General features: G+C 48.9%; 25 protein-coding genes, 1 rRNA gene and 1 other RNA gene. 17 read left to right on the top strand and 10 right to left on the bottom strand.

Annotation, left to right across the window (positions count from 1 at the left end; translation table 11 throughout):
* Positions 1–33: 33 nt before the first annotated feature.
* Positions 34–237 carry a DUF3906 family protein gene (locus BLW29_RS16965; RefSeq protein WP_090981705.1) on the top strand — a complete coding sequence of 68 codons (204 nt, stop codon included), beginning with the start codon at positions 34–36 and terminating at the stop codon, positions 235–237.
* 71 nt (positions 238–308) lie between these two features.
* Positions 309–839 carry an NADPH-dependent FMN reductase gene (locus BLW29_RS16960; RefSeq protein ID WP_090981703.1) on the top strand — a complete coding sequence of 177 codons (531 nt, stop codon included), beginning with the start codon at positions 309–311 and terminating at the stop codon, positions 837–839.
* An 89-nt stretch (positions 840–928) separates the two neighbouring features.
* Here BLW29_RS16960 and BLW29_RS16955 read toward each other — a convergent pair whose 3' ends face one another.
* The 3 genes from BLW29_RS16955 to BLW29_RS16945 form a co-directional block, all read right to left on the bottom strand.
* Complete coding sequence (locus tag BLW29_RS16955; protein WP_090981700.1) at positions 929–2,161, bottom strand: putative glycoside hydrolase; 1,233 nt, start codon at positions 2,159–2,161, stop codon at positions 929–931.
* Between the two features lie 173 nt (positions 2,162–2,334).
* The gene (locus BLW29_RS16950; protein WP_090981698.1) at positions 2,335–2,529 is read right to left on the bottom strand and encodes a hypothetical protein; all 195 of its coding nucleotides are present in this window, start codon (positions 2,527–2,529) and stop codon (positions 2,335–2,337) included.
* A 145-nt stretch (positions 2,530–2,674) separates the two neighbouring features.
* Entirely contained in the window at positions 2,675–3,499 is an 825-nt protein-coding gene (locus tag BLW29_RS16945; protein ID WP_256208690.1) for a YitT family protein, read from the bottom strand.
* A 184-nt stretch (positions 3,500–3,683) separates the two neighbouring features.
* Here BLW29_RS16945 and BLW29_RS16940 point away from each other — a divergent pair, with 184 nt between their 5' ends.
* A complete protein-coding gene (locus tag BLW29_RS16940; protein ID WP_090981697.1) occupies positions 3,684–5,282 on the top strand; it encodes a degradosome RNA helicase CshA in 1,599 nt (532 codons plus the stop codon).
* Positions 5,283–5,359: 77 nt separating this feature from the next.
* Here BLW29_RS16940 and BLW29_RS16935 read toward each other — a convergent pair whose 3' ends face one another.
* Positions 5,360–5,452, bottom strand: a complete 93-nt coding sequence (locus BLW29_RS16935) for a YjcZ family sporulation protein (protein WP_090981693.1) — start codon at positions 5,450–5,452, stop codon at positions 5,360–5,362.
* A 179-nt stretch (positions 5,453–5,631) separates the two neighbouring features.
* Here BLW29_RS16935 and BLW29_RS16930 point away from each other — a divergent pair, with 179 nt between their 5' ends.
* The 3 genes from BLW29_RS16930 to BLW29_RS16920 all read left to right on the top strand — a co-directional run bounded on the left by BLW29_RS16930 (position 5,632) and on the right by BLW29_RS16920 (position 7,148).
* Positions 5,632–6,426, top strand: a complete 795-nt coding sequence (locus tag BLW29_RS16930; RefSeq protein WP_090981691.1) for a YesL family protein — start codon at positions 5,632–5,634, stop codon at positions 6,424–6,426.
* Positions 6,427–6,474: 48 nt separating this feature from the next.
* A non-coding RNA gene (ssrS, locus tag BLW29_RS16925) (6S RNA) lies at positions 6,475–6,656 on the top strand.
* A gap of 96 nt (positions 6,657–6,752) precedes the next feature.
* Entirely contained in the window at positions 6,753–7,148 is a 396-nt protein-coding gene (locus BLW29_RS16920) for a DUF1499 domain-containing protein (protein WP_177186684.1), read from the top strand.
* Positions 7,149–7,213: 65 nt separating this feature from the next.
* On the opposite strand, the gene tpx is transcribed toward BLW29_RS16920, so the two are convergent.
* Positions 7,214–7,732 (bottom strand): thiol peroxidase, encoded by a 519-nt coding sequence (gene tpx / locus BLW29_RS16915; protein WP_090981687.1) that lies wholly within the window; start codon positions 7,730–7,732, stop codon positions 7,214–7,216.
* A gap of 96 nt (positions 7,733–7,828) precedes the next feature.
* Between tpx and BLW29_RS16910 the strand changes: the two genes are divergently transcribed.
* From BLW29_RS16910 to BLW29_RS16900, 3 genes are all read left to right on the top strand, one after another.
* Positions 7,829–8,449, top strand: a complete 621-nt coding sequence (locus BLW29_RS16910) for a rhomboid family intramembrane serine protease (RefSeq protein WP_090981685.1) — start codon at positions 7,829–7,831, stop codon at positions 8,447–8,449.
* Between the two features lie 34 nt (positions 8,450–8,483).
* A complete protein-coding gene (locus BLW29_RS16905) occupies positions 8,484–9,389 on the top strand; it encodes a glutamate biosynthesis transcriptional regulator GltC (RefSeq protein ID WP_090981683.1) in 906 nt (301 codons plus the stop codon).
* A gap of 111 nt (positions 9,390–9,500) precedes the next feature.
* Positions 9,501–11,333 carry a peptidoglycan D,D-transpeptidase FtsI family protein gene (locus BLW29_RS16900; RefSeq protein WP_090981681.1) on the top strand — a complete coding sequence of 611 codons (1,833 nt, stop codon included), beginning with the start codon at positions 9,501–9,503 and terminating at the stop codon, positions 11,331–11,333.
* Positions 11,334–11,345: 12 nt separating this feature from the next.
* Here the strand turns inward: BLW29_RS16900 and BLW29_RS16895 are convergent, their stop codons facing one another.
* Positions 11,346–12,476: an AI-2E family transporter gene (locus BLW29_RS16895; protein ID WP_090981679.1), complete on the bottom strand. Its 1,131-nt coding sequence runs from the start codon at positions 12,474–12,476 to the stop codon at positions 11,346–11,348.
* A gap of 226 nt (positions 12,477–12,702) precedes the next feature.
* Here BLW29_RS16895 and BLW29_RS16890 point away from each other — a divergent pair, with 226 nt between their 5' ends.
* A complete protein-coding gene (locus tag BLW29_RS16890) occupies positions 12,703–14,157 on the top strand; it encodes a polysaccharide deacetylase family protein (RefSeq protein ID WP_256208689.1) in 1,455 nt (484 codons plus the stop codon).
* A 78-nt stretch (positions 14,158–14,235) separates the two neighbouring features.
* Here the strand turns inward: BLW29_RS16890 and BLW29_RS16885 are convergent, their stop codons facing one another.
* Both BLW29_RS16885 and ilvD read right to left on the bottom strand, forming a co-directional pair.
* Complete coding sequence (locus BLW29_RS16885) at positions 14,236–14,850, bottom strand: PH domain-containing protein (RefSeq protein ID WP_090981675.1); 615 nt, start codon at positions 14,848–14,850, stop codon at positions 14,236–14,238.
* A 103-nt stretch (positions 14,851–14,953) separates the two neighbouring features.
* The gene (ilvD, locus tag BLW29_RS16880; protein ID WP_090981672.1) at positions 14,954–16,642 is read right to left on the bottom strand and encodes a dihydroxy-acid dehydratase; all 1,689 of its coding nucleotides are present in this window, start codon (positions 16,640–16,642) and stop codon (positions 14,954–14,956) included.
* Positions 16,643–16,923: 281 nt separating this feature from the next.
* On the opposite strand from ilvD, the gene BLW29_RS16875 reads away from it, so the two are divergent.
* Genes BLW29_RS16875 through BLW29_RS16850 form a run of 6 tightly spaced genes read left to right on the top strand, consistent with a single transcriptional unit; the run spans position 16,924 to position 21,727 of the window.
* Positions 16,924–17,226, top strand: coding sequence for an urease subunit gamma (locus tag BLW29_RS16875; RefSeq protein WP_090981671.1), 303 nt, complete (start codon positions 16,924–16,926; stop codon positions 17,224–17,226).
* A 24-nt stretch (positions 17,227–17,250) separates the two neighbouring features.
* Entirely contained in the window at positions 17,251–17,622 is a 372-nt protein-coding gene (locus BLW29_RS16870; RefSeq protein ID WP_090981669.1) for an urease subunit beta, read from the top strand.
* A complete protein-coding gene (gene ureC / locus BLW29_RS16865; RefSeq protein ID WP_090981667.1) occupies positions 17,615–19,333 on the top strand; it encodes an urease subunit alpha in 1,719 nt (572 codons plus the stop codon). Before BLW29_RS16870 ends, ureC begins: the two co-directional genes overlap by 8 nt.
* A gap of 53 nt (positions 19,334–19,386) precedes the next feature.
* Positions 19,387–20,106 carry an urease accessory protein UreF gene (locus BLW29_RS16860; protein WP_256208688.1) on the top strand — a complete coding sequence of 240 codons (720 nt, stop codon included), beginning with the start codon at positions 19,387–19,389 and terminating at the stop codon, positions 20,104–20,106.
* A 54-nt stretch (positions 20,107–20,160) separates the two neighbouring features.
* Positions 20,161–20,892, top strand: coding sequence for an urease accessory protein UreG (gene ureG, locus BLW29_RS16855; protein WP_090981665.1), 732 nt, complete (start codon positions 20,161–20,163; stop codon positions 20,890–20,892).
* Positions 20,843–21,727 carry an urease accessory protein UreD gene (locus BLW29_RS16850; RefSeq protein ID WP_256208687.1) on the top strand — a complete coding sequence of 295 codons (885 nt, stop codon included), beginning with the start codon at positions 20,843–20,845 and terminating at the stop codon, positions 21,725–21,727. Before ureG ends, BLW29_RS16850 begins: the two co-directional genes overlap by 50 nt.
* Before the next feature lie 17 nt (positions 21,728–21,744).
* Here BLW29_RS16850 and BLW29_RS16845 read toward each other — a convergent pair whose 3' ends face one another.
* On the bottom strand, positions 21,745–22,302 hold the full coding sequence (locus tag BLW29_RS16845; RefSeq protein ID WP_090981661.1) for a GNAT family N-acetyltransferase: 558 nt from the start codon (positions 22,300–22,302) through the stop codon (positions 21,745–21,747).
* Between the two features lie 376 nt (positions 22,303–22,678).
* A complete protein-coding gene (locus tag BLW29_RS16840; protein WP_090981659.1) occupies positions 22,679–23,029 on the bottom strand; it encodes a hypothetical protein in 351 nt (116 codons plus the stop codon).
* 542 nt (positions 23,030–23,571) lie between these two features.
* Here BLW29_RS16840 and BLW29_RS16835 point away from each other — a divergent pair.
* Positions 23,572–23,752 (top strand): 16S ribosomal RNA (locus BLW29_RS16835); the annotation flags it as partial.

Below are 23,752 nucleotides of genomic sequence, written 5' to 3'. Positions count from 1 at the left end.
CGTATAAGGCTTTTCTATTAGGAGGCGATTAGGATGTTCTTGTACAAAATCGAAATCGAAATGGAAGATACCTCGGCGCATCTGATTCTGCTGGCGGATACGGATGAGAAAGCATTCTCGTTCGTAGAGAGCCATGTTGCCCGTCATTATATCAAGATGCCTGTTCTGAAATCGGTTGCCATCGTGGAGAAGAAACGGACCGAAGTCGGTTCGGGTTACCTGATTCCTCAATCGTAAATTCCTTTATTGACCAATTATACAAAACATACTATTATGTATGTAAAGTAGAAATTGGAAGGGGAATATTTATGCGCATTACAATTATCGCGGGAAGCAATCGTCCGGAATCGACTAGTACCAAATTGTCCCGATATATCGGGAAGTTTATAGAATCGGAAGGTCACGAGGTTACTGTATACGACCTGTATAAGCAGCCGCTGCCGTTCTACGGCACGCACGAGGATTCGAATGCTAACCTCGCGGCATTGCGTGAATCGGTGTTACACAGCGACGCTGTTGTGCTCAGCACGCCTGAATATCATGGAAGCATCTCCGGCGTGTTGAAGAATGCGCTTGATTTCCTAGGCGGCGATCATTTTGACAGCAAAGCCGTTCTCTCTATCTGTTCTGCAGGCGGCGCAGTCGGGGTAAGCTCGCTTACTCAATTGCAGGCCATGGTTCGCAACATGCACGGAATCAACTGTCCGGAATGGATCTCCATCGGCGGCGCGGCACGTCAATTCGAAGCTGACGGTACTCCGTCATCCGTCGATGTCGTAACCCGCGTTCACCGTACAGTACCGTACTTCTTGCAATTGGCAGCGAGGCTGCGTAAGTAAGTAGTATCGTGTGCTATTATACGCAAAACGCTCTGCAGCCCTTTCGGAATTCGTTCCGAGCGCGGCTTGCAGAGCGTTTTGCTTATCATTTAGAATTTGGCGTCCGCCGTATAACGGTTGTTCGCGTTCCATAATAAATATTCATGAATGCCGGAATCCTGTAAGGCTTTAATCTGCGCGTCTACTTCGGCTTTGCCGTATTTAATATAATGCCCTTTGCCGAGCCAGCTTGCGGTGAAGTCTTGAATCCAAGGCCTTATGATCGGTTTGTAAGAGCCGATCGGATCTAGCTTCTTATGGGTGTCTACCATGGCGCCTTTGATGGTTGCATAAGGATCTTTGTCCGGATCCTTCACTTTGAACCAGCCCGTGCTGTAATGGCTCGGATAAATCATTGGTGCGATAACATCCACATATTTCGAGATCTTCACAAAATCTTGTCCGATTCCTTCCGCGGCTGGCACCGAAGCTGCGTAACCGAAGATATCTACCGAGACACGTACACCTAATGGTTCAAGTTGGGACTTCGCATATTTCACGAAAGCAGCAACCGTATCTACTCGTGAATCCTTGTTCTTATAGAATTTCAGGGAATCGGCTTTCTTCTCGAAGCCTTCTGGGAAGCGGACATAGTCGAACTGGATTTCTTTGAAGCCGAGCTTCACGGCTTCCTTTGCAATCGCAACGTTATAATCCCATACTTCCTTCATATAAGGGTTTACGAAGCTGTCCCCTTTGCCATTCTCCCAAAGTGACCCGTCCTTTCGCACGTAGGAATACTCGGGATGGCTTCTGGCTAGCACCGTATCTTTAAATACTACGATACGTCCAATTGGGTACACGTCATGTTTCTTCAAACGTTCCATTGTTTGACTGATATTGCTGATAAACTTCTTTGGCTTGCCGAGCTTGAGCAGCTCCGGGTTGGTGGTGGGATAGGTAATGTAGCCGTTATCATCCTTCAAATCAATGACCATGCTGTTTAGCGGGGTATCATCGAGCAGCTTCAGCAGCGATTCCATGCGAGCGCCGCCGGCACTGTGAGCCGTTACATAAATGCCCTTCACTTCAGGAGCGTCCGGCTGCGGATCATGCTTGACGAACTCGGTACCTGCGCTTGACCCTGAGCCTGCATCACCTGGCGTTGTTGCACCTGTACCAGGCTGTGTGGAACCTCCGGGACCATTCGGCTGCTGCGAATTAGGTGCAGTTAGCATTGTAGCTAGCAGTTGGTGGGTTGATGCGGATTGCGCGCCTGCTTGCGCATCAGATCCGGTTAAGACATGGAACAACAATAACAATGTAGAAACAATAACATCCATTTCAGTTCTCTCCCCATCTGCCAAGTCAGTAAAATTATAATGCAGTTTTGATTGAAGGCACAGAGGTATTTTGTAGGAATTTGCTAGAAAATGAAGAAGAGGGGATTGCAAAATGCGTTATGGAACAAAAAAAGAACGAGAACCGATTTCTCGTTTCTCGTCCGGGTCGTTCTCTATTGCAAAAGCACTTCTCTTTGATACTCACAAATGCTTTGCTGCACAATCTCCATCGCGTCCTCAGGTTCCAGCAATGCCAGTCCATCCCGCAGCACGATATTCAAATTCAATTCCCGCTCCGTGAGGAAAGGCACTAATTCCGGTGCTAGCTTTTCCACAATCTGTAATAGTCTGACCGTTTCCATATCCATGAAGCATCACCCTTTCATCGTAATGGAGGGTAAAACGTATGGCACGAAACAAATTCAACGGGATAGCTATATTATAACAGCAGCGAAATCAAAAACCTAGTGTTGAGCAAAGAATTTCCATATTAGCCGATGCCCGATTTGCAAATCAAAGGGAAGGTTTTCGAAATTCACCCATTACGCCGACGGTTTCTACGATATTGACGAATGCACGCGGGTCTGTGGCATCTATAATTTTGCGCAGCTGGTTCAATTCGAAGCGGGTTGTCACCGTCATCAGCATGTCGTTCTCTGCATTGGTGTAAGCGCCGCGTGTTTTGATGACCGTTACGCCCCTGATCAGCGGGATCATGGCCGTGCGCATTTCTTCCGTTTTGGTTGTCACAATAAAGACGGTAATCTTCTCATGCTTTATATAGATGAGGTCAATGATTTTGCCCGTAGTGAAAATCGAAAGCAAGGAGAATAATGCGATATCCCAATCATTGGTCAGCATTCCGAGCGCTGCGATAACGGTCCCGTTCAGGCCGAAAATCAGCAGGCCGATCGAGATATCCCTTTTGCGCGTAATGATGGCCGCAATGATATCGAAGCCGCCTGAGGAGGAGCCTTCCCGAAGGGCCAGTCCACTTCCGAAACCGACCACAACCCCGCCGAATACGGCGCCAAGCGTTAAATCCTCAACCATGGGGTTAACGGGAACGAGCTGCATGAACAGCGTCGTTGCGGCAACCGAGAACGCACTCCAGCCAACAAAACGCAAGCCGAGAACACGCCATCCCCAGATTAAAATAGGCACATTTAGAATAAAATAAAGCCAGCCAATGTTTAGGCCGGTCGCATACCCGGCAATCATCGTAATGCCGGATACGCCGCCGCTGATCATTTTGTGCGGGATCAGAAGCTGGTTAAAGCCAAAAGCGATCAGCATTGCGCTGATCAAAGTCGTTGCTGCAGTTCGTGAAGATCTCAAAACGATTCACCTCGGTGGAGTATAATCAACAGGTAGCAGTTTATCAAAAAAAGTTGGAAGTTGTCTAATGTAATAAATGATGCTAGTATATGTATTTAGTGCTTGCTGGTATTCAGAAATACAGTTGTGCTATAATAAACTGTATATTTTCTGTAGGATGCAGATAGAAGGAGATTGAAACAGTTTGAAAACATTTGCTGAATTCGGCTTGGAACCTAAGGTTCTTCAAGCTATTACTGAGCTTGGATTTGAGGAATCTACCCCAATCCAATCGAAAGCCATTCCAATTGCGCTTGCCGGCACCGACTTGATCGGGCAAGCTCAGACAGGAACGGGCAAAACGGCCGCCTTCGGGATTCCGCTTGTCAACAAGATTCCGGTTACTGAAGAGCGTATCGTCGCATTAATTATGACCCCAACCCGTGAGCTTGCGATTCAAGTTTCGGAAGAAATCGGAAAGCTTACACGTTACAAAGGTTTGCGTTCATTGCCAATTTACGGCGGTCAAGAGATCGGTCGTCAAATCCGCGCTTTGAAGAAACGTCCGCAAATCATCATCGGTACACCTGGTCGTTTGCTCGATCATATTAACCGTAAAACAATTAAACTTGATGACGTCCAAACCGTTATCTTGGATGAAGCGGATGAAATGCTGGATATGGGCTTTATGGAAGATATCACTTCCATCCTTTCCTTGGTTCCGACTAACCGCCACACGATGCTCTTCTCGGCTACAATGCCTCCGAACATTCGTAAACTGGCAGATCAATTCCTGCAATCGCCTGAGCATGTGTCGGTAATCCCAACACAAGTCAGCGCACCGACGATTGAACAAGCTTATATCGAAGTTCACGAGCGTCAGAAATTTGACGCGCTGAGCCGCTTGCTTGATATGGAATCACCTGACCTTGCAATTATCTTTGGACGTACGAAACGCCGTGTAGATGAGCTTAGCGAAGCCCTTCAGAAGCGTGGGTATTCTGCAGACGGCTTGCATGGCGACTTGTCTCAGAATCAACGTGACAACGTTATGCGTAAATTCCGCGACGGCAGCATCGATGTGCTAGTAGCAACAGACGTTGCAGCACGTGGTCTTGACGTTTCCGGCGTAACGCATGTTATCAACTTCGACTTGCCGCAAGATCCGGAGAGCTATGTACACCGTATCGGCCGTACCGGCCGTGCTGGTAAAGAAGGTACAGCGTGGTCGTTCGTAACGCCGCGTGAGCTGGATCACATGCACTTCATCGAGAAAGTGACTCGTCACAAAATCGCGAAGAAGCCATTGCCAAGCATCGCTGAAGCAATCGAAGGCAAACAACGCGTAACGGCTGAGCGCATTCTTGAAGCTCTTGATGGTGAGGCAGTTAATGAATTCAAAGCCATTGCCATTCAATTGCTTGAGCAATACGACTCCGTTAACTTGCTGGCAGCAGCAATTAAATTGATCACCGGCGAGAAGAAAGATGTAAACATCGAACTTACGCCTGAAGATCCGATTCGCGCTAAGAAACGCAGACCGGATGTCCGTACAAGCGGACGTCGTTTCTCCGGCGGACCATTCGGCGGCGGCAATCGCACCGGCAGCGGTCCTCGTGGACGCGGCGAAGGCAGCGGCAACCGTGGCGGCTATGGCAGCAGCAGCGGTGGCGGCTACGGCGGCAATCGCAGCAGCAGCTCAAGCAGCACTAGCAGCAGCAGCTACAATCGCGATCGTGATAACAAAGGCCGTGGAGACGGCCGCGGCGAAGCTCGCCGTTCCCGTCCATCCTCTGACGAATAAGTAAGGATAACACCGGGGCTTCTGTTTAGCCGAGCAATCGGATAAATAGAGCCCCTTTTTTATCTTGTTATCTACGCTCAGAAGAAGCCTTTCGAGATAATGATAAGAAGTATGAACAGAACAAGAATCAACGCGGCACTCGTATGAGAACCATGACCCATATTACCCATTAGCGACGTCCTCCTCAGCTTTTGTCTTGGGTACGATAACACTATATGGTATGCATCTGGGTGAATGTCGTTTAGACGCCTGCCCACATTCCCGAAAATGGGCGTTGGCTTCTTGGGCTGTCTATATTATAGTTAACGTAGTATAAAATGAAATCGCTTGCTAGGAGGACTTGGCTACAATGGAAATGAGAGGCATGATGGGCGGGTTTTATAAAATCTCGGAATGGATTATGCGCTTATCGGTAACAAACGTGCTTTGGATTATTTGCTCCTTGCCGTTTATTATTTTACTGCTCCCTGTGTTATTTGCTCAGAACAGCGATCAAATGCTGAGTTACTTCATCGTCTCCGGCATCGTTGCTCCATTCACTCTGTTTCCGGCTACTGCGGCTATGTTTGCAGTTGCGCGTAAATGGGTAATGGGTGAGGTAGATGCGCCGCTCCTTCGCACGTACTTTAGAAACTATAAAGACAGCTATGTGCAAAGCATGATAGGCGGAATCTTGTATATGGTTCTGTTTACGATTCTCATTGTGGACTTCCGTGTATACTTGGTGAAATTGGAATCGTTCCAGCTGGTTTCTTATTTGTTCGTTGCCCTTGTAGCTTTGCTGGCTGTGTCGCTGTTCAATTTCTTCTCCATGGTCGTTCATTATCACATGAAGACGCTGCAGCTGCTTAAGAACGCATTGCTGCTTACAATCGGACGACCATTCCGGTCGCTCTCGACCGTCATCATGTGCGGCTTCGTTATTTATATTAGCTTTAGCTCACCGAAACTGATGTTTCTCGTTCCGTTCTTTACGGGTAGTGTAGTGGCCATTATCGCCTTCTGGAATTTCTATGCGATTTACACGAAGTTGCAGCTTCAAGCGGAGAAAGCAGCCGAAGCAGCAGCGGAGGAAGAGCGTAAACGTCTTGAAGATGAAGCGTTCCTGCCGCATACAGAAGAAGGTCAGAACACCATTAAATAGTGGTGAATGTCACGTTTACTTTTACCCCTGTTACGTCTATAATAACTATACATCCTGCGATGTGCGTTACGGCTTATCACTTGTTTTGAACCAATGGCTGTATTAAGGGAGACTCAATTGAAACGCGGCTGACAGGCCCTCGAAAAGGGATCTCAAAAACGTTTCTGCGGCCACCCACCTGCGAGAGCGGGTTCAGAAACAAGCAAGTCGGACGGCATGGCGGGTTACTTACTTCAAGCGAAAAGGGGGCAACCCCTTTTTTTTATGTTAGAAACTATGTTATGATATCTCTTAGCGTACATAGAAGTTGGAGGGGGAGATTACCTTTGTCTTTGAAGCGGTCCCTTATCGGGTTGCTGCGCAGTCATGAATTGACAGGCGATAAAGCGAAAGATCCGTTACTGAAATCCCATTATTACAAGTTGTCACGGGAGAGATCTTGGGAAGAGGTTGTTTCCACACTAAAGAAGATGCAAGGCTACAAAGTGCTTCATGAAGTGCAGTCCGTAGGTGAGATCGTACTCGAGAAACGTACGGTAACCGGCCGTACAATGGATATTACTGTATCCGTTATCAACGTGAATCCTGTTACAGCAGCGGTGGACATTTATTCCGCGTCGCGCGGTTCGTTCGGAGATCTTGGATCCAATTACCGAATCATCATTGATATTTACCGGACTCTCGATAAGAAGCTGGCTCAATATAAAACGACCGGCATATAATAACGAGAAAAAGCGAGGAAGGGAATCCCTGCCTCGCTTTTGTCATATGCTGATCTTTATGTAGCTTATACGAGTGCTTTAACTGCGTTGATTGCATTCTCGTAGTTCGGGTGCTCTGTCATTTCACTAAGCACTTCCACATATTGAATCGTGTCGTTGCTGTCGATTACGAAGATTGCACGCATATCGAGGTGAAGATCTTTGATCAACACGCCGTAAGCTTCGCCGAAGTTGTTGTTTTTGTAGTCCGACAGCAGAACAACTTTATCGACACCTGCAGCACCGCACCAGCGAGCTTGTGCGAATGGAAGGTCAACGCTCACTGTCAGTACAGCTACGTTATCGCCTAGTGTTGCTGCTTCTTCATTGAAACGACGAGTTTGCGCATCGCAAACGCCTGTATCAATGGAAGGCACTACGCTGACAAGTTTCACTTTGCCTGCGAAGTCTTTCAAGGAAACAACCTCTACCAGCGATTTGTTCAATTGAAAATCAGGAGCTTGGTCACCGATTTTCAGTTCTGGGCCGATCAGTGTAAGCGGGTTGCCTTTAAGTGTAGCAACGCCTGTGCGTTCTTGTGCCATTAATAAACAGCCTCCTTAGGATGGAATTGGTTCATACCAAATTATTATAACTATAATGAAATACCATTGTCCAATAGGAGGGCAAAGGAGACGACGATGATATTCCTGCGTTATGAAAGTTTTCGCAGCTACTTGCGGCTATATCCGGTTACAGCGGCTATTATCGCCCTGAATCTGCTCATCTACATTAGCGACCGTTACATACTGGATGGCGTGCTGCTGGAGCGAGGTTTCTTTTACAGTGAGCCGAACAACAATTATTTCTCGCTTGCCGAACCTTGGCGGTATGTGACGGCTCAATTCTTGCATTTGAGCATTTCGCATATTTTCTTCAATATGTTTGCCGTGTTAGTGTTTGCGCCTCCGCTCGAACGGATGCTCGGTCATGTGAAATATCTGCTGTTCTATCTGCTGTGCGGCATCGTCGGTAATCTATTCAGTGCCATCGCCGATTCGTCTACAGCGGGAGCGGGTGCTTCGGGAGCGATCTATGGTGTATATGGTGCTTACCTCTATTTGGCATTAATGAAACGCTCGCTCGATCCGGATTCGCGCAAAACAGTATATACGATACTGATATTCGGCATTCTGTATTCGATATTTGCTCCGGGTATTGGGCTGTGGGCTCATTTTGGCGGATTGTTTGCAGGGTTCGTGCTTGCGTATGCATACGACTGGTATTTAATCGCGAAGAAGAAACGCCGATATAATCGGTAATGGCAGCTGATATAGAGAAGAAGAGGGGACGCTAGTGGAGCTTCGTCAATTGTATTATTTCGTAAAAGTGGCTAAGAAGGAGCATGTTACGAAAGCAGCAGAGGAGCTGCATGTGGCGCAATCTGCCGTCAGCCGACAAATTCATCAGCTGGAAGAGGAGCTTGGGGCCAAGCTCTTCCTGCAGAAGGGACGCAACCTGCAGCTTACACCTGTAGGGGCATTGTTTCTGAAGCGGGCAGAAGTGATACTAGCCGATTTGGAACGCTCCGTTGTGGAGATTCAAGAATTTCTCGATCCGGAGAAAGGGGAGATTCGGCTTGGATTTCCGCACAGCTTGGGCATTTCACTCATACCCGAGGTTGTGGCGGCTTTCCGGAAGCTGAACCCTAATGTGAAGTTTCGATTTAAACAAGGGATGTTCCCGTCCCTAATTCAAGATGTGATGAAGGGTGAAGTGGATCTGGCTTTCGTATCGCCATGTCCGGAGAAGCATCCTCATGTTACCGGTCAGATCGTCTTGACGGAAGAGTTGTTTGCGATCCTGCCGCCGAATCATCCGCTTGCCGGCGAAGAGTCAATAGAACTGGCTCAATTAAAGGATGAATTGTTTGTGCTGTTCAGTGATGGATACTCGCTTCGGCCAATCGTGTGGGAGGCTTGCCTGGCAGCTGGTTTTACACCGCAGATCGGATTTGAAGGGGAAGAGACGGACACCATTCGTGGTTTGGTTGCGGCAGGCATGGGCGTCAGCTTGCTGCCCGAGATGGCGCTTTACGCGTCCGGACCGCTTAAACCGGCTAAGGTGCGCGTGAATTCGCCGCAAGTGACAAGGACAATCGGACTTATTTATCGTTCCAATGAGAAGCTGCCGCTTGTAGCCAAGTCTTTTCAGAGCTTCCTGCTCGAATTCTTTGCTTGCAGCCGGTTTCAGAAGCAATAACGTCACGCCTGAATCTCAGTTGAGGTCAATCAGAGTCATTCTGATTGGCCTCTTTTTATTAAGGGGATACTTGTACTAAAATCCCTTTCAGCAGTCGGAGGAATAGACGTCATGAGCAGAGAACGGCGAAGAAGCAGACAACAGCGAATTTTTATCCTCCTCCTTATGCTGAGCGCGATGGTGCTGTTATTTGTTCTGCGTATCGGATGGCTGCAGCTGATGCCGTCTGCGCCCGTAACAGCCAGAAGTTCAGATTGGAAGGAAGAGTCTGTCGCGCAGCGAGAACGAACATTAGTGCTGGATACAGGCAGGGGAGATTTCTATGATCGTTCCGGTAGACCGCTTACGGGGGAAACTTACGAGGCACTGGCTGTATTTCCGCTGCAAATGAAATCTCGTACCGATAACCCTAAGGAAATCGGAGAACTGGCCAAGGCGCTAGGCATGCAGTCTTCTACGCTGACGCAATGGCTGGAGAAGTTAACCGAACCCGCCTTCTGGCAGCGGGAGGGAGAGGGATTGCCTCATCGTTTATCGGCGAAGCAGCTTGCTGCGATAGATGCGCTGCACATTAACGGCGTACGCGTGCTGCCCTATCATAACCGCTATCCGTCTGCCTTCAGCGTCATGCACGCAGTTGGCTACATCAGCCAACATCCGGAGCTGCTTCGAGTCGATTACAGCAAACGGCTGAAGGAACATACAATGAGCTTGAGCGATCGGACCGGTGGCGCTGGCTTGGAGCGCTCCCTGGATCCGCTGCTGCAAGGTACGGGACCGACTGCAGTGTCTTATTTTACAGATGGAACGGACAAGCCTATGCACGGATTAAACTTACGTCTCGTTAGCCCGAATAATCCATACTACCCGATCAAAGTGATGACGACCATGGATCTGTCCTTGCAGAATCAGCTGGAGAACTATGTGGATCATATAGGACTCAAAGAAGGAGCAGTCGTTGTCCTTGATACGGCTAACGGAGATATTATAACGATGATTTCAAGGCCTCAGCTTGCAATAAGCTCGATTGATGCGACGGGGCTTGATGCAGCTAATCATGCGATCAGAGCGGCAACACCGGGGTCGATATTCAAAATCGTGACGGAAGCGGCTGTACTTGAGTCTCGTGTTTCCGGCGAAGGGGAGCAATTCTATTGCAATGGGAATTATGGCCGCTATGGCCTCCATTGCTGGAAGGACGGGGGGCATGGGCATGTCACGCTGCAAGATGCTTTCGCAGGCTCGTGCAATGTCGTATTCGCGGAACTTGCGGAGAGACTGAGTGCGCGGCAGTTTCTGGTGACGGCAGATCAGCTTGGTATTGCCAGGCAGATCGGATGGAGCAGCAAAGGACCGTTTGCGCCGCTTGGCAGACCGCTGCGGCAATTCCAAGAGGAAGAAGCGGGAAATGTGTTCGCTCATCCGCCGGGGGCCAGAGATGGCGGTCAGCTGGCGCAAACGGGCATCGGCCAAAGAGATGTTAAACTCTCACCGCTCCAAGCGGCTAACCTTATCGTCACCTTGCTGCATGAAGGTCGTGTGCAAGAGACTAGACTGGTTAGTGAAATTCGGTATGGGAATGGACAGCTGCTGGCGAAACTTCCCAATCAGTCTTCACCGTCACAATATGGGCGAATTCATGCACGTACAGCTCGAACTTTGCTTAGGAGTATGGAGGCAGTAGTCAATTACGGAACGGGGAAAGGGATCCGAAACGGAATTTGGGCGGTTGCCGGTAAATCTGGCACCGCCCAAATTAGAAGAGGTGATCGGGAAAGACTAAATCAATGGTTTGTCGGCTACGGGCCAGCTGAGCGGCCTCGCTATGCTGTTGCGGTGCTGGCCGAGAACCGTACACCGGGAACGTCCAATCAAGCGACAGTTATCTTCCGCGGGGTAATGGATATTCTTGCTAAGCAGCCGCAGCAGAAGCAGAAGCGCTAAACCATGTTACAGCTAGTCCACTATTCCCGTATCTTCCGCTGGATTGGTTTGATGCTCAAACTCGCCTTTAGGTGAATGAATCCAGCGGTGGAAGTATCGTTGATCATACAACGCCTTCAATAGAATCATTAGAATCGGAGACAGAATCACGCCTGCAATCCCGAATATCGAAAGTGAAATAATCATGAATGCGAGCATCGTAAAAGCAGAAACGCCGAGCGTGTCGCCGGTGATCTTAGGCTCGAGAAATTGACGAGTCAAGACGACCGCAAGGAATAGGCAGCTTAGCCAAATCGCGAGCGTGGTGTTGCCGACGATGAACAGGTAAACGATCCACGGAATGAAGACAGTTCCGACACCTAGCAAGGGCAGGATATCGAAGAATGCGGATAGCAGCGCGATGGAGAAGGCATTGGGCACGCCGAGAAGCAGCAAGGCAACGAAGATCACGATGAACGTAATGCTGATTAGCTTGCCTTGGGCTTTCAAATAACCGGCAATGCCTGAGAATACATTCTCGCGTAAGAACAGGAACGCCTTCTTGAACGTATTAGGCGTCTTCTCTTGCGCCAGCTTCTTCCACTCCTTAATTTCCAGACTAAGGAAATAAGCGAGTATGATTCCGATGGTGAAGTTAATCATAAAGGTGGAGAAGGATTTCAGGTACCCGCCAAGCGAGAGCAGGAACGACACCGCCAAATTAGATCCCCATCTTGTGATATAACCGAAGATCTCATTGGCCTTGTTGAGCACGTCAGGCGAGAGCGGAAGAGCGTTGAATTTATCTTCGAGCATGGCGGCATTCTTCTGAAACTGGTCCACAAGCAAATCCTGGTACTTACCGAGGTTTGAAGCGAGACCGGTAACCTGCGTCGTGACGACGAAACCGGCACCGACGAATGCGCCGACAATGACGAGTGTGAAGATAAGAACGGATATGCCTGAAGCGATGGATTTCTTCATCCCGAGTCGCTGCATCCATCGTGCAGGAGGCTCAATAAACATGAAAATTAAGAAAGAAAGGAATATTGGTGTGGCAATCCGGTATACATAACTGAATACAAGCATGATGAGATACACGGTCAGAACGATTAAAGCAATATCGAATGCGGTACGCCAATATTTACGGTAGAAGGAAAGCATCGATTGACTCCTTTTTAAATAGCTGAAATGCGGTTACGTATCAAGATTGTACTATAAAATAACAGAGTTTCCCAACTTAACTTTATGTTCGCCTAATTTTCCGATTTATGCTGTGTTTCTTCGTTGTAACTTCCGTAGCCGTTATTGTACGTGCTATGTTACAATGAATGAAGGGTTCAGGCATCTAGGGCACTCCCTCTTCCAATGGACAAGGATCGAAACTAGGGTGGTGGGAAAACGTATTATGGAAAACTTCCTGCTGTGGGGATTTTATTTTTTAACGTTTTATGCTTTTTTACCTGGAATTATAAGCCGCACATTTGGTTTTCGCGTATTTAAACGGGGTCGTGCAGAACGGGAGATTGCCCTCACTTTCGATGATGGGCCGGATCCTGTCTATACGCCGCAGCTGCTTGATCTACTAAAGAAATACGATGCCAAAGCGACATTCTTTGTCGTCGGCATCCATGCAGAACGGCACCCGGAGTTATTGCAGCGCATGCATGCTGAAGGGCATGTAATCGGCATTCATAATTACGTACACAAGTCCAATTGGCTTATGCGTCCAAGAACGGTTAAGAAACAAATTCATCGCACATCAGAGATTATTCGCCGGGCAACCGGCGTTCGTTCGGCGTACTACAGACCTCCGTGGGGGATCGTCAATCTGTTTGATTTTTCCAATTTGGGTTATCTTCAAATTATTCTATGGTCGGCGCTGTTCGGCGATTGGCGCAAACGTGTCGGGGCTGAACGTCTTAAGACCCGCATGATGAAGAAGCTTCGGCCGGGAGAAGTGCTGCTTCTTCATGACTGCGGTGCCACTTTTGGCGCGGATCAAGATGCGCCGGCTAACATGCTTATTGCATTAGAGTCGTTCTTAGAGGCAGGTCGTGAACGCGGATATCAGTTTATCCATATTACGGACATGATCGCACTTACGGACAGAGATCGCAGTAAATCGAGAGAAACTAAGCCTGCGACACATGGTCTCTTCAAGCGAGCGTTGATCGCATGTTGGATGGGCTGGGAGCAGGTGTTCCACGTCCTGTTCCGCGTGAAGTCAGGCGGAGAGGGCTCTATCTTCCACATCCGGCTTGTCCCATATCCGGGACAAACGTTGGAGTTGTCGGACGGCAGACGAATCGAGCACAAGGATCCTGTCATCGAACTTCACTTTGATAATCATAAGCTGCTGCGAATGATGACTGAATCACGGTCGATGATGCATGTTGCCATTATGCTCATTCGAGAAGTGCAGAAGGGGATGCCTAAGCTAGCCCAGCAGCTTGTGGGAAACAAAGAGTACGAACATGCAAAAGGGTTATACGGCGTCAGCATGATTAATCGCGGCGCAGAGCAATTCGGATTCAGCGTGCTGCCGATTCCGAAAGGACTGTTCGATTATTCTACACGGCTGTATTTAAAGCTCTTGCTCCGTGTGCTTCATCCTTCGGGGAAGAAGCGTCTGACAGAGCAAGGCTCTCGGCTTGATCCGCGCATTATTGCGATGTCAATGGATCAATTCTGGGGGCGTTACGGTGCTGAAGCAAACGTGAAACCGGAGTGGAAGAAGACGCAATTATATGAGCCTAAGCGTCATCAAGGAACGCGTCCGGAGCTTACACCTGCTGCTTATGATAGTGCGAATGCAGCGGGAGCCGGGGAGTACACGCCATAAACGAAACCCAAGCATGGATAAGGAAGGCGCCTCGGGACTCGGGGCGCCTTTCTTGTTGCTGCATGCCGATAATAAAGCCTAGTGGTTAATGTAACGTTCGAATACAGCACCGAAATCTTTGGATTTGTATTGCTTTTGCGTTTCGGCAAGCCAATTGAAAGCAAGCTGGTTAATCGATTTGAACTGCTCGGAGAGATCGATTTCCGCTTTATAAATCTGGCTTACAGTCGAGGAGGCCAGATCTAAACTTTGCCTTGCAAAACCAAGCGATATTTCATTCTCGTGGGTGAGCTCGGCGATTTTGATCAGTGCTTTGTAGAGATCCTTAACTTCTTCAATATGTTTCTTATGAACGTCTATGGTGAACGGCGTACCGCCAAGATTGAATTTAATCTCAACGTCCAAATCGACGGTTCCTGCCGTTTCTAAGTATACGCTGGAAATCTTATGTGCACTGTAGGAGTAGCGGTGGAGCGTTCTTTTCTTGCTGACTGCACTCGTGCCGTCGAGATGGATGAGCGCTTGATTCGTGAAACAGTATTCATCGGATTTGGACTTGATAAGAAAATAAATTTTCTCGTTATCCTCGTGCAGGACGTAGTCATCGGAATCGACCTTATCATAGTTTTCCGGTTTGATGACAGATCCTAAATCACTTAAACCAAGCAAATCGGCAGCTACTTTCCCGAACATGAGAATCCCTCCATAATCTAAAATAAAAATCGCCCTGCGTATAAGTTGACTAACAACTAGTCATACGCAGGGCGATTCCATTATGTTTCAGTTTTGGCGGGAATTAATTGAATCTCAGTACGCCGCCTGTGCTTGCATTTGTTACAAGGTGGGAGTAACGAGCCAGATAACCTTTTTTGATTTTCGACTCGAAGCCTTTCCAATTCGCACGACGAGCTTCGAACTCCTCGTCACTAATCAGAAGGTTCATTTCGTTGTTGATCAAATCAAGTTCAATAAGGTCGCCGTCATTTACGAAAGCGATAGGACCGCCTTCAGCAGCTTCCGGAGAAACGTGACCGATACTGATGCCGCGGGATGCGCCGGAGAAACGGCCGTCTGTTACGAGACCGACCTTAGCTCCAAGACCCATACCGACGATTTGCGACGTTGGCGCAAGCATCTCTGGCATACCAGGTCCGCCTTTAGGGCCTTCGTATCGAATGACGACAACATGTCCTTCTTTAACTTTACCATTAGCGATTCCATGAAGTGCCTCATCTTGTGAATCGAAGCAGATCGCAGGACCTTTATGGTAGCCGCCAACCGATTTATCAACGGCGCCTACTTTGATGATCGCACCGCGTGGTGCAAGGTTTCCGAATAGGACAGATAGTCCGCCGCGCTCGCTGTGCGGGTTGTCCAGCGTATGAAGAACATCCGTATCCTTGATTTCATGCCCCGCTGCGTTCTCACGCAGTGTCTTACCTGTTACAGTAAGCACGTCTCCGTGAAGTGCGCCTTCTTTCTTGAACAGCTCATTGATAATTGCACTTACGCCGCCGGCATTGTGAACATCTTCGATGTGATAATCAGAAGCCGGTGCAATTTTCGCAAGATGCGGAACGCGTGCTGCAATTTCATTGATGCGCTCAATCGGGTATTCAACGCCTGCTTCATGTGCGATTGCAAGCGTATGGAGAACAGTGTTTGTGGAACCGCCCATTGCCATATCAAGGGCAAATGCGTTGTCGATGGAATCTTTGGTCACGATATCACGTGGTTTCAGATCCATCTCGATCAAGTTCATCAGCTGACGAGCAGCTTGCTTGACGAATTCTTTACGTTCTGGCGATACAGCAAGGATGGTGCCGTTGCCAGGAAGTGCCAGACCAAGAACTTCTGCAAGACAGTTCATGGAGTTAGCTGTGAACATACCGGAGCAAGAACCGCAAGTCGGACAACCGAATTGCTCAAGCTCAGTAAGACTGGCTTCGTCGATTTTACCTGCTTGGAATGCACCGACGCCTTCAAATACGCTGGAGAGCGAAATGGAGCGGCCATCAGAGGTTTTGCCTGCTTTCATAGGTCCGCCGCTGACAAGCATAGTCGGAATGTTGACGCGAAGAGCGCCCATAATCATGCCCGGCGTAATCTTGTCGCAGTTCGGGATACAAACCATGCCGTCGAACCAGTGAGCATTAACAACGGTTTCAACGGAATCCGCAATGATTTCACGGCTCGCCAGGGAATAACGCATACCGATATGTCCCATTGCAATGCCGTCGTCGACGCCTATCGTATTGAATTCGAAGGGCACGCCGCCTGCTTCCCAGATCGCTTCTTTAACGAGCTTTCCGAATTCCTGCAAGTGAACGTGGCCTGGAATGATGTCGATATACGAGTTGCAAACCGCGATAAACGGTTTACCGAAGTCTTCCTCTTTTACCCCGGCAGCACGCAGCAAGCTGCGGTGCGGAGCGCGGTCAAATCCTTTTTTGATTGTGTCTGAACGCATCTTTTTTGCCGCCATTTCTGTCCCTCCCAAAGTAAGTTCAATAAATTTTAGTCTATCACATCGGGCATTGAATGGCTAGCATGTTCACCTACGGGAGGAGTGGCATGGAAGTTGATAAAATCGCGTAATAGATGAAGTGATTTAGACCGCTTTTCGACAAAACCTGACACAGTAATCCAGATAATAGCAATATTAACTTCGAATCTATCACCTAATGTCACTAAACATAACACAAAAGATTTACTTGGCCCAATTCAACCGTTATAATAATAGAAAACGTTGGAAGAGGTGCCTGTATGCAGTTAACGGAAAGGGAAAAAGAAAAGCTTCTAATTACGATTGCTGCCGATTTGGCACGTAGACGACTTAATCGGGGCGTGAAATTGAATTACCCCGAGAGTATAGCGCTTATTACATCCGAAATCCTAGAAGGCGCCCGCGATGGTTTGACGGTGGCCAAATTAATGGAGTACGGTACAACGATTCTAAGCCGAGATCAAGTGATGTCCGGCGTCGCGGATATGATCCATGAAGTGCAAGTGGAAGCGACTTTTCCGGATGGTACGAAGCTCGTGACCATTCATCATCCCATACTTTAATGCCGCTAAGAGAGGGAGATTGCCTTGATACCAGGAGAATACCGTACGATGGCAGGGAATATCGAGCTGAACGCCGGTCGAGAAACGGTGGAGATTGTTGTTGTCAATACGGGAGATCGTCCTGTGCAGGTAGGTTCGCATTTTCACTTCTTCGAAGTAAACCGGGCACTCGCATTTGAACGTGAAGCGGCATTCGGCATGCGTCTTCACATTCCTGCCGGTACGGCTGTGAGGTTCGAGCCTGGCGAGGAGAAACCTGTTCAGCTTGCCCAGCTCGGCGGAAGCAAACGCTCCTTTGGACTAAATGCACTGACTAGCGGCTCAGCGATTCGCGGCAATATGTCTGATGAAGTGCGGAGAAGACTTAAAGCGTGGGAGGGGCTCAAGCATGAGTAAGATGAGTCGCAGCAGCTACGCGGCCATGTTCGGTCCGACAACAGGCGATGCCGTTCGATTGGCGGATACGGAGTTATGGGCCCAGATAGAGAAGGACTACACCGTCTATGGAGACGAGTGCAAGTTCGGCGGTGGCAAAGTCATACGAGATGGTATGGGGCAATCGAGCGGAGCGCTGCGAAGCGACGGTGTACTGGATACGCTGATTACCAATGCGATTGTTATTGACCACTGGGGGATTGTGAAAGGCGATATCGGAATACGAGACGGCGTAATTGTAGGAATCGGCAAAGCCGGCAACCCGGATATTATGGATGGCGTAATGCCGAACATGGTCGTCGGCGTGAGCACAGAGGTTATTGCCGGTGAAGGGAAGATTGTAACCGCAGGCGGGATCGACAGCCATATTCATTTTATATGTCCGCAGCAGATCGAGACGGCACTTTCATCAGGTGTAACTACCATGATAGGCGGCGGAACCGGGCCGGCGACTGGCACGAATGCAACGACCTGTACGCCCGGGGCATGGCATATGCGCAGGATGCTGGAAGCTGCCGAAGCGTTTCCGATGAACCTTGGCTTTACCGGCAAAGGCAATTCATCCTTTACCGGTCCGCTCATCGAACAAATTGAAGCGGGAGCTATCGGGCTGAAGCTGCATGAAGACTGGGGAACGACCCCGGCTTCCATCGACGTTTGCCTTACCACAGCGGATTTGTACGATGTTCAGGTTGCGATTCATACGGATACGCTGAATGAAGCGGGATTTCTGGAGGACACACTGGCGGCATTCAAAGGCCGAACTATCCACACGTATCATACGGAAGGAGCCGGAGGCGGGCATGCACCGGATATTATCCGGGCAGCCGGCGAAAGGAATGTGCTGCCTTCATCCACGAACCCGACTCGCCCGTTTACGATTAATACCATCGAAGAACATCTGGATATGCTTATGGTCTGTCATCATTTGGACAGCAGCATCCCGGAGGATGTTGCATTTGCCGACTCGCGGATTCGTCCGGAGACGATTGCGGCCGAAGACATTTTGCATGATATGGGCGTATTCAGCATGATCAGCTCCGATTCGCAGGCCATGGGGCGTGTCGGGGAAGTCATCATCCGAACTTGGCAAACGGCTGACAAGATGAAGAAACAGCGCGGCCCTCTGGCGCCTGATACTACCGCTGAAGCTGATAATTTCCGCATCAAACGCTATATCGCGAAGTACACGATAAATCCCGCTATCACACATGGCATCTCGCATCTGGTTGGTTCCATTGAACCCGGTAAATTTGCGGATTTGGTCGTGTGGAGTCCGATGTTTTTTGGCGTGAAGCCGGATCTGGTGCTCAAAGGCGGAAGTATTGCATTCGCGCAGATGGGTGATCCCAATGCGTCGATTCCGACGCCGCAGCCGGTATTTGGCCGTCCGATGTTCGCTGCATTTGGCAAAGCCAAGCACAGCAGCTCGATTACATTCGTGTCTCAGGCTGCTTATGATCGCGGCATCGCGGAAGAGCTCGGTTTAGCAAAACGGATCGAACCGGTACGTGGATGCAGAACAGTGACGAAGAAAGATATGATCCACAATGATGCGACGCCGGTCATAACCGTTAATCCCGAAACCTATGAAGTGAAAGTCGATGGTGTCGTGGCGACTTGTGAACCGGCTGACGTTCTGCCGATGGCGCAGCGATACTTCTTGTTCTAGGTACATAAACTGCAGGTTAGCTTCTTCCGATTCGGAATGGAGGGGATGAGCGCTTGGCCAACAATTCAGAAGAAAGTCCTCACCCTGTCGTACTGCCTTGGCTTGCCCTTCAACAGCTGCTTGACTCGGCACTGCCTATTGGCGGGTTCGCACATTCCTTCGGGCTCGAGACGCTGGTTCAGGAAGAGGCGCTGCAAACAAGCAAGCAGCTGGAAGATTACACGGTTTCGATGCTGATGCAAAGCTGGTCAACGGCAGATGTGATGGTGATCAAATCCGTATATCGAGACATGCCGATGCAAGACTATGCTTCCATGTTTGGTGTAGAGAGGCTCGTACACGTTCAGCGAACGGCAATTGAAACGCGAAATGGGATCGAGAAGATGGGGCGCCGTCTATTGCAGCTGTTAGGCGCATTATATCCGAGTTATGACTGGACGCCTCTGCAGGATGGACTTAAGTCTAGAAGCTGCTTAGCGACTCATCCGCTGGTGTTCGGTTTTGCCTGCTATCGTTTGGGAGTTTCGCTTGAACAAGCAGCTCAGGGCTATATGTACGCTAGCATCGTCAACTGTATCAACAGTGCTCTTCGTCTCATGTCTATCGGTCAAACCGAAGGTCAGACCATCATCGCCAGGCTGACGCCGAAGGCGATGGACGCTTGGGAAGTAGTTTCGAAGATGGCACCTGAGGACGCCTACAGCTTCATGCCATTGAGTGAAATTGCGATGATGCGCCATGAGAATCTGTACTCTCGTCTCTTCATGTCTTAATCATTTGTAGTAGCCCGATTATGGAACAACATATCCCGCTAGGAGGAATGTACAATGTGTCAAGGACAAGGTCATCATCATCAGGAATGGGAACAGCCGGCAATCAATCGCGCAGGTTCAAGACCGGTTCGAATTGGAATCGGCGGACCGGTAGGTTCGGGTAAGACGGCTTTGGTGGAACGACTTGCTGGTGCGCTGAAGGACAAATATAGTTTGGCGGTCATCACGAACGACATTTATACCAAAGAAGATGCTCGTATCCTGGCTGCTACCGGTGTACTTCCCGAAGAGCGCATTATCGGGGTAGAGACTGGCGGATGCCCGCATACCGCGATACGCGAGGATGCTTCGATGAACTTTGAGGCAGTGGATGAGCTGACGAGCCGGTTTGACAATCTCGAGCTTATCTTTATTGAAAGCGGCGGCGATAATTTGGCGGCTGCCTTTAGTCCGGAGCTGGTGGATCGGTTTATCTACATTATCGACGTTGCTCAAGGTGAGAAAATCCCGCGAAAAGGCGGTCCTGGCATCATGCGTTCGGATTTGTTGATTATCAACAAAATCGATCTAGCCCCTCATGTCGGTGCCAGCCTTGAAGTGATGGAGTCGGACACGAAGCGCATGCGCGGAGAGCGTCCCTATGTATTCTCGAACCTCTTTGGAGGCGTGAATGTGGATCGAATCGTTGCTTGGCTCGAGCATGAGCTCGCCCACGCTCATGGACATGAGCATCATCATGAGCACGAGAGTGGACATGAGCATGCAGCACATCACCACCACTCCTAAACAAGAGGGGCAGCGTGCATCGCAGCTTCGGGCGGTATTTGAGAAGCGGGAGCGCGGAACGGTTCTCACCTCGAAATATCATACGGCACCAATTAAGATCGCAAAAGCTTTCCCGCTTGATGGGCAGCTCGGTGTCATCGTAATGGATGTGTCTCCGGGCTTGCTTGCAGGAGATTGTTATGAATTTGATTGGCGTTTAGAGCCTGGCGCGCATGCCTACGTTACGAATCAATCGTTTACGAAGGTGCATCCATCCAATGCGCTGCTTGGCGGATCTTCGGTCAGGCAACGCTTTGAGCTCGCAAATGGTTCGGTATTGGAGTCCATGCCGGAGCCGATCATGCTTTACCTTGATGCTGCGCTGGATTCCGAGACGATCGTACACTTGGGTGAAGGTGCGGTGTGGATGGGGGCTGAAGTGCTTTGCCCTGGCAGAACGCTTCGTGGCGAGCTGTTCGACTACCTCCATCTGAAGAACAAGGTGCGAGTTTATTATGAGGATGAGCTCATCTATGCCCAGCAGCAAAATATCATTCCGGCATCGCAGCAATTAACAGCTCCCGGTTGTCTGGGGCAGTTAACGCATACGGGCGTTTTCTATGCTTTCGCGGATCGAATTCAAACGAAACATGCTGAGGCGGTTCGGGTTGCACTGGAAGCGATGCCGAGTCGTGAGGGGCGGATGCTGCAGTGGGGCGTATCGTTAACCTATAAACATGGCCTAGCGGTTATGGCAGCAGGGACGACTGCCTGGCATGTCCAAGAGTTATTTGCGGTCGTGTGGGCAGTGTTGAGGAAGGAATTGTTGGGGTTATCACCATTTGCGATAAGCTAAATGTGAAGGATGGCGAGTTACTCGCCATCCTTTTTGTCGGAGTAATATGCTGTTCTGGTAATCCCATAGTAATCGAGATCTTCGAATTGGTCCCATTTGCGAATATGTTGTTTAAAGGTCCCTTCGTGTTTCAAGCCCGCTTTGGTAAGCACTGAGGATGATGCCGGGTTACGTGTCATAGCAGCGCCAATAATGCGGTTCAGGTTAAGTGCTTCGAAACCATAACGTATGATTCGTTCAGCAGCCTCCGTAGCATAACCTTGACCCCAGAATTCCTGGCCTAACCAGTAGCCGATTTCAGCCCGACTATGCTCTGCAGTTAGATTCAAACTGATGCAGCCCATTAACTGCTGCTGTTTCTCTTCTATAATAGCAAACGTATAACCATGCCCGTGTTTGGCTGCATCCTTGCGAAACGCGATCCAAGTATCCGCTGCTCCATCGGGGTAAGGATGTGGCAGGGACAATGTTGTCCGAGCAACCTCGTATTGTCCGGCTAGCCGTTGTACAGTGGAAGCGTCCTTTGGATCAAATGGTCGCAGTTGCAATCTGGATGTTTGTAAAATCAGGCTCATAACCTTTCACCTCTCAGCCATTTTCCTTATTATAACAGCGGGCGAAGATGAGGTCATCCGTGTTTTGTAACGTAGATAAAAGCCCTTGCCTATCTCCGTTAGGACAGAGAAGCAAGGGCTTTCATGTGCGATACTGATATTGACTAATGAAGCTTATTGTTAATCCTCTGCATTGCTGTTGCTTTTCTTATCAGAGGACTTTGTTGTTGTATTCTTGCGTCCTTGTCCTTGCTGCTTTGCCATCGGGCACACTCCTTTCGGGGAAGATGTAGCCTATTGTGTGTAGGAATGTTCCTGATTATGAGCCCGGTGGAAGAATAATCAAAAAGACCGTGATGGGAATGAAGGTCTCATTCCAATCATGGTCTTTGAACGGTTACATGGCCATTGGATTCCGTGATGTCAGCACATTCTTCACGCTTTGTGCACGCCACATCGAAACATGGATTTGTTTAGCTTCAGAAGTGCTGTGGTCAAAGCTGATCGTACCGTCTGTTAGAGAAAGTACCTTCTCAGCGTTAACGTAGCAATTGGCGCTTACTTTAATGAAACGACCTGATGTGATGTAACTGTTCAACTGCTCGGTAGTGATTCTCTTCTTTATGTTGTAGTTTCTACCGTGAAAGCTGGCCAGACCGAGCCTACCGACCTTGAAATAGTAAATGTCCTTCTCTACCTCAAAGTTTTCATATACGTTGCGAGCATCGTCTGCTACTACCTTCATCATGTAATGATCCCCCTCAATAAGATGAATTTGTTAGCGCTTTCATTCTAACACAAACAATTGGGCTTGTGAACAGGATGAGCCATATTTTTCAAATTTTTTTGCGGATATGTTGTTCTGAACCGATTACTTCATTATATAGCCAATGAAACAATCACCCTGAAACAGGAAGGTGGTCCATGTGATTTCATTTGTATAATAATACCTGTTGCGATTGTTGTAGTATCCATGATATATTCTATTTCTGCCTCCGAGAGATCAACTTGGAAGTGGTGATCGAGACAAAAACAAGCTGAAAAATAAAGCTTGCAATCATGTTTCGAATCATGGTATGATCTAATTCCGGTCATGAGACGGAAGGAAATAAACGAGCATAACACGAAGTATTTGTTCTTTGAAAACTGAACAATGAGCGACCAGTCAAATGGTTATAAATCGCGAAACTAACGTTTCGCAAAGCTAGTTTTTTGAATGAGCTAACAAGCGAATTCATCTAGCAGAATGCTCCATTCGAAGCTTTGGCTTCGAACGGAAACCAATCTGCTTTTATGGAGAGTTTGATCCTGGCTCAGGACGAACGCTGGCGGCGTGCCTAATACATGCAAGTCGAGCGGAGTTATTCCTTCGGGGATAGCTTAGCGGCGGACGGGTGAGTAACACGTAGGCAACCTGCCTGTAAGACCGGGATAACATTCGGAAACGAATGCTAATACCGGATATGCAATT

It is taken from the genome of Paenibacillus sp. CF384 (genome assembly GCF_900106745.1).
Lineage (GTDB): Bacteria > Bacillota > Bacilli > Paenibacillales > Paenibacillaceae > Paenibacillus_Z.
This window is presented reverse-complemented; position numbering and strand designations above follow the sequence as displayed.

Excerpts from the sequence above, each read along its gene's own strand:
- ureG (WP_090981665.1), top strand. The coding sequence starts at position 20,161 with ATGTGTCAAGGACAAGGTCATCATCATCAGGAATGGGAACAGCCGGCA.
- ilvD (WP_090981672.1), bottom strand. The coding sequence starts at position 16,642 with ATGGCGGCAAAAAAGATGCGTTCAGACACAATCAAAAAAGGATTTGAC.
- tpx (WP_090981687.1), bottom strand. The coding sequence starts at position 7,732 with ATGGCACAAGAACGCACAGGCGTTGCTACACTTAAAGGCAACCCGCTT.
- BLW29_RS16910 (WP_090981685.1), top strand. The coding sequence starts at position 7,829 with ATGATATTCCTGCGTTATGAAAGTTTTCGCAGCTACTTGCGGCTATAT.
- ureC (WP_090981667.1), top strand. The coding sequence starts at position 17,615 with ATGAGTAAGATGAGTCGCAGCAGCTACGCGGCCATGTTCGGTCCGACA.
- BLW29_RS16850 (WP_256208687.1), top strand. The coding sequence starts at position 20,843 with ATGAGCACGAGAGTGGACATGAGCATGCAGCACATCACCACCACTCCT.
- BLW29_RS16960 (WP_090981703.1), top strand. The coding sequence starts at position 309 with ATGCGCATTACAATTATCGCGGGAAGCAATCGTCCGGAATCGACTAGT.
- BLW29_RS16885 (WP_090981675.1), bottom strand. The coding sequence starts at position 14,850 with ATGTTCGGGAAAGTAGCTGCCGATTTGCTTGGTTTAAGTGATTTAGGA.
- BLW29_RS16875 (WP_090981671.1), top strand. The coding sequence starts at position 16,924 with ATGCAGTTAACGGAAAGGGAAAAAGAAAAGCTTCTAATTACGATTGCT.
- BLW29_RS16900 (WP_090981681.1), top strand. The coding sequence starts at position 9,501 with ATGAGCAGAGAACGGCGAAGAAGCAGACAACAGCGAATTTTTATCCTC.
- BLW29_RS16950 (WP_090981698.1), bottom strand. The coding sequence starts at position 2,529 with ATGGATATGGAAACGGTCAGACTATTACAGATTGTGGAAAAGCTAGCA.
- BLW29_RS16930 (WP_090981691.1), top strand. The coding sequence starts at position 5,632 with ATGGAAATGAGAGGCATGATGGGCGGGTTTTATAAAATCTCGGAATGG.
- BLW29_RS16965 (WP_090981705.1), top strand. The coding sequence starts at position 34 with ATGTTCTTGTACAAAATCGAAATCGAAATGGAAGATACCTCGGCGCAT.
- BLW29_RS16895 (WP_090981679.1), bottom strand. The coding sequence starts at position 12,476 with ATGCTTTCCTTCTACCGTAAATATTGGCGTACCGCATTCGATATTGCT.
- BLW29_RS16935 (WP_090981693.1), bottom strand. The coding sequence starts at position 5,452 with ATGGGTAATATGGGTCATGGTTCTCATACGAGTGCCGCGTTGATTCTT.
- BLW29_RS16955 (WP_090981700.1), bottom strand. The coding sequence starts at position 2,161 with ATGGATGTTATTGTTTCTACATTGTTATTGTTGTTCCATGTCTTAACC.
- BLW29_RS16845 (WP_090981661.1), bottom strand. The coding sequence starts at position 22,302 with ATGAGCCTGATTTTACAAACATCCAGATTGCAACTGCGACCATTTGAT.
- BLW29_RS16840 (WP_090981659.1), bottom strand. The coding sequence starts at position 23,029 with ATGATGAAGGTAGTAGCAGACGATGCTCGCAACGTATATGAAAACTTT.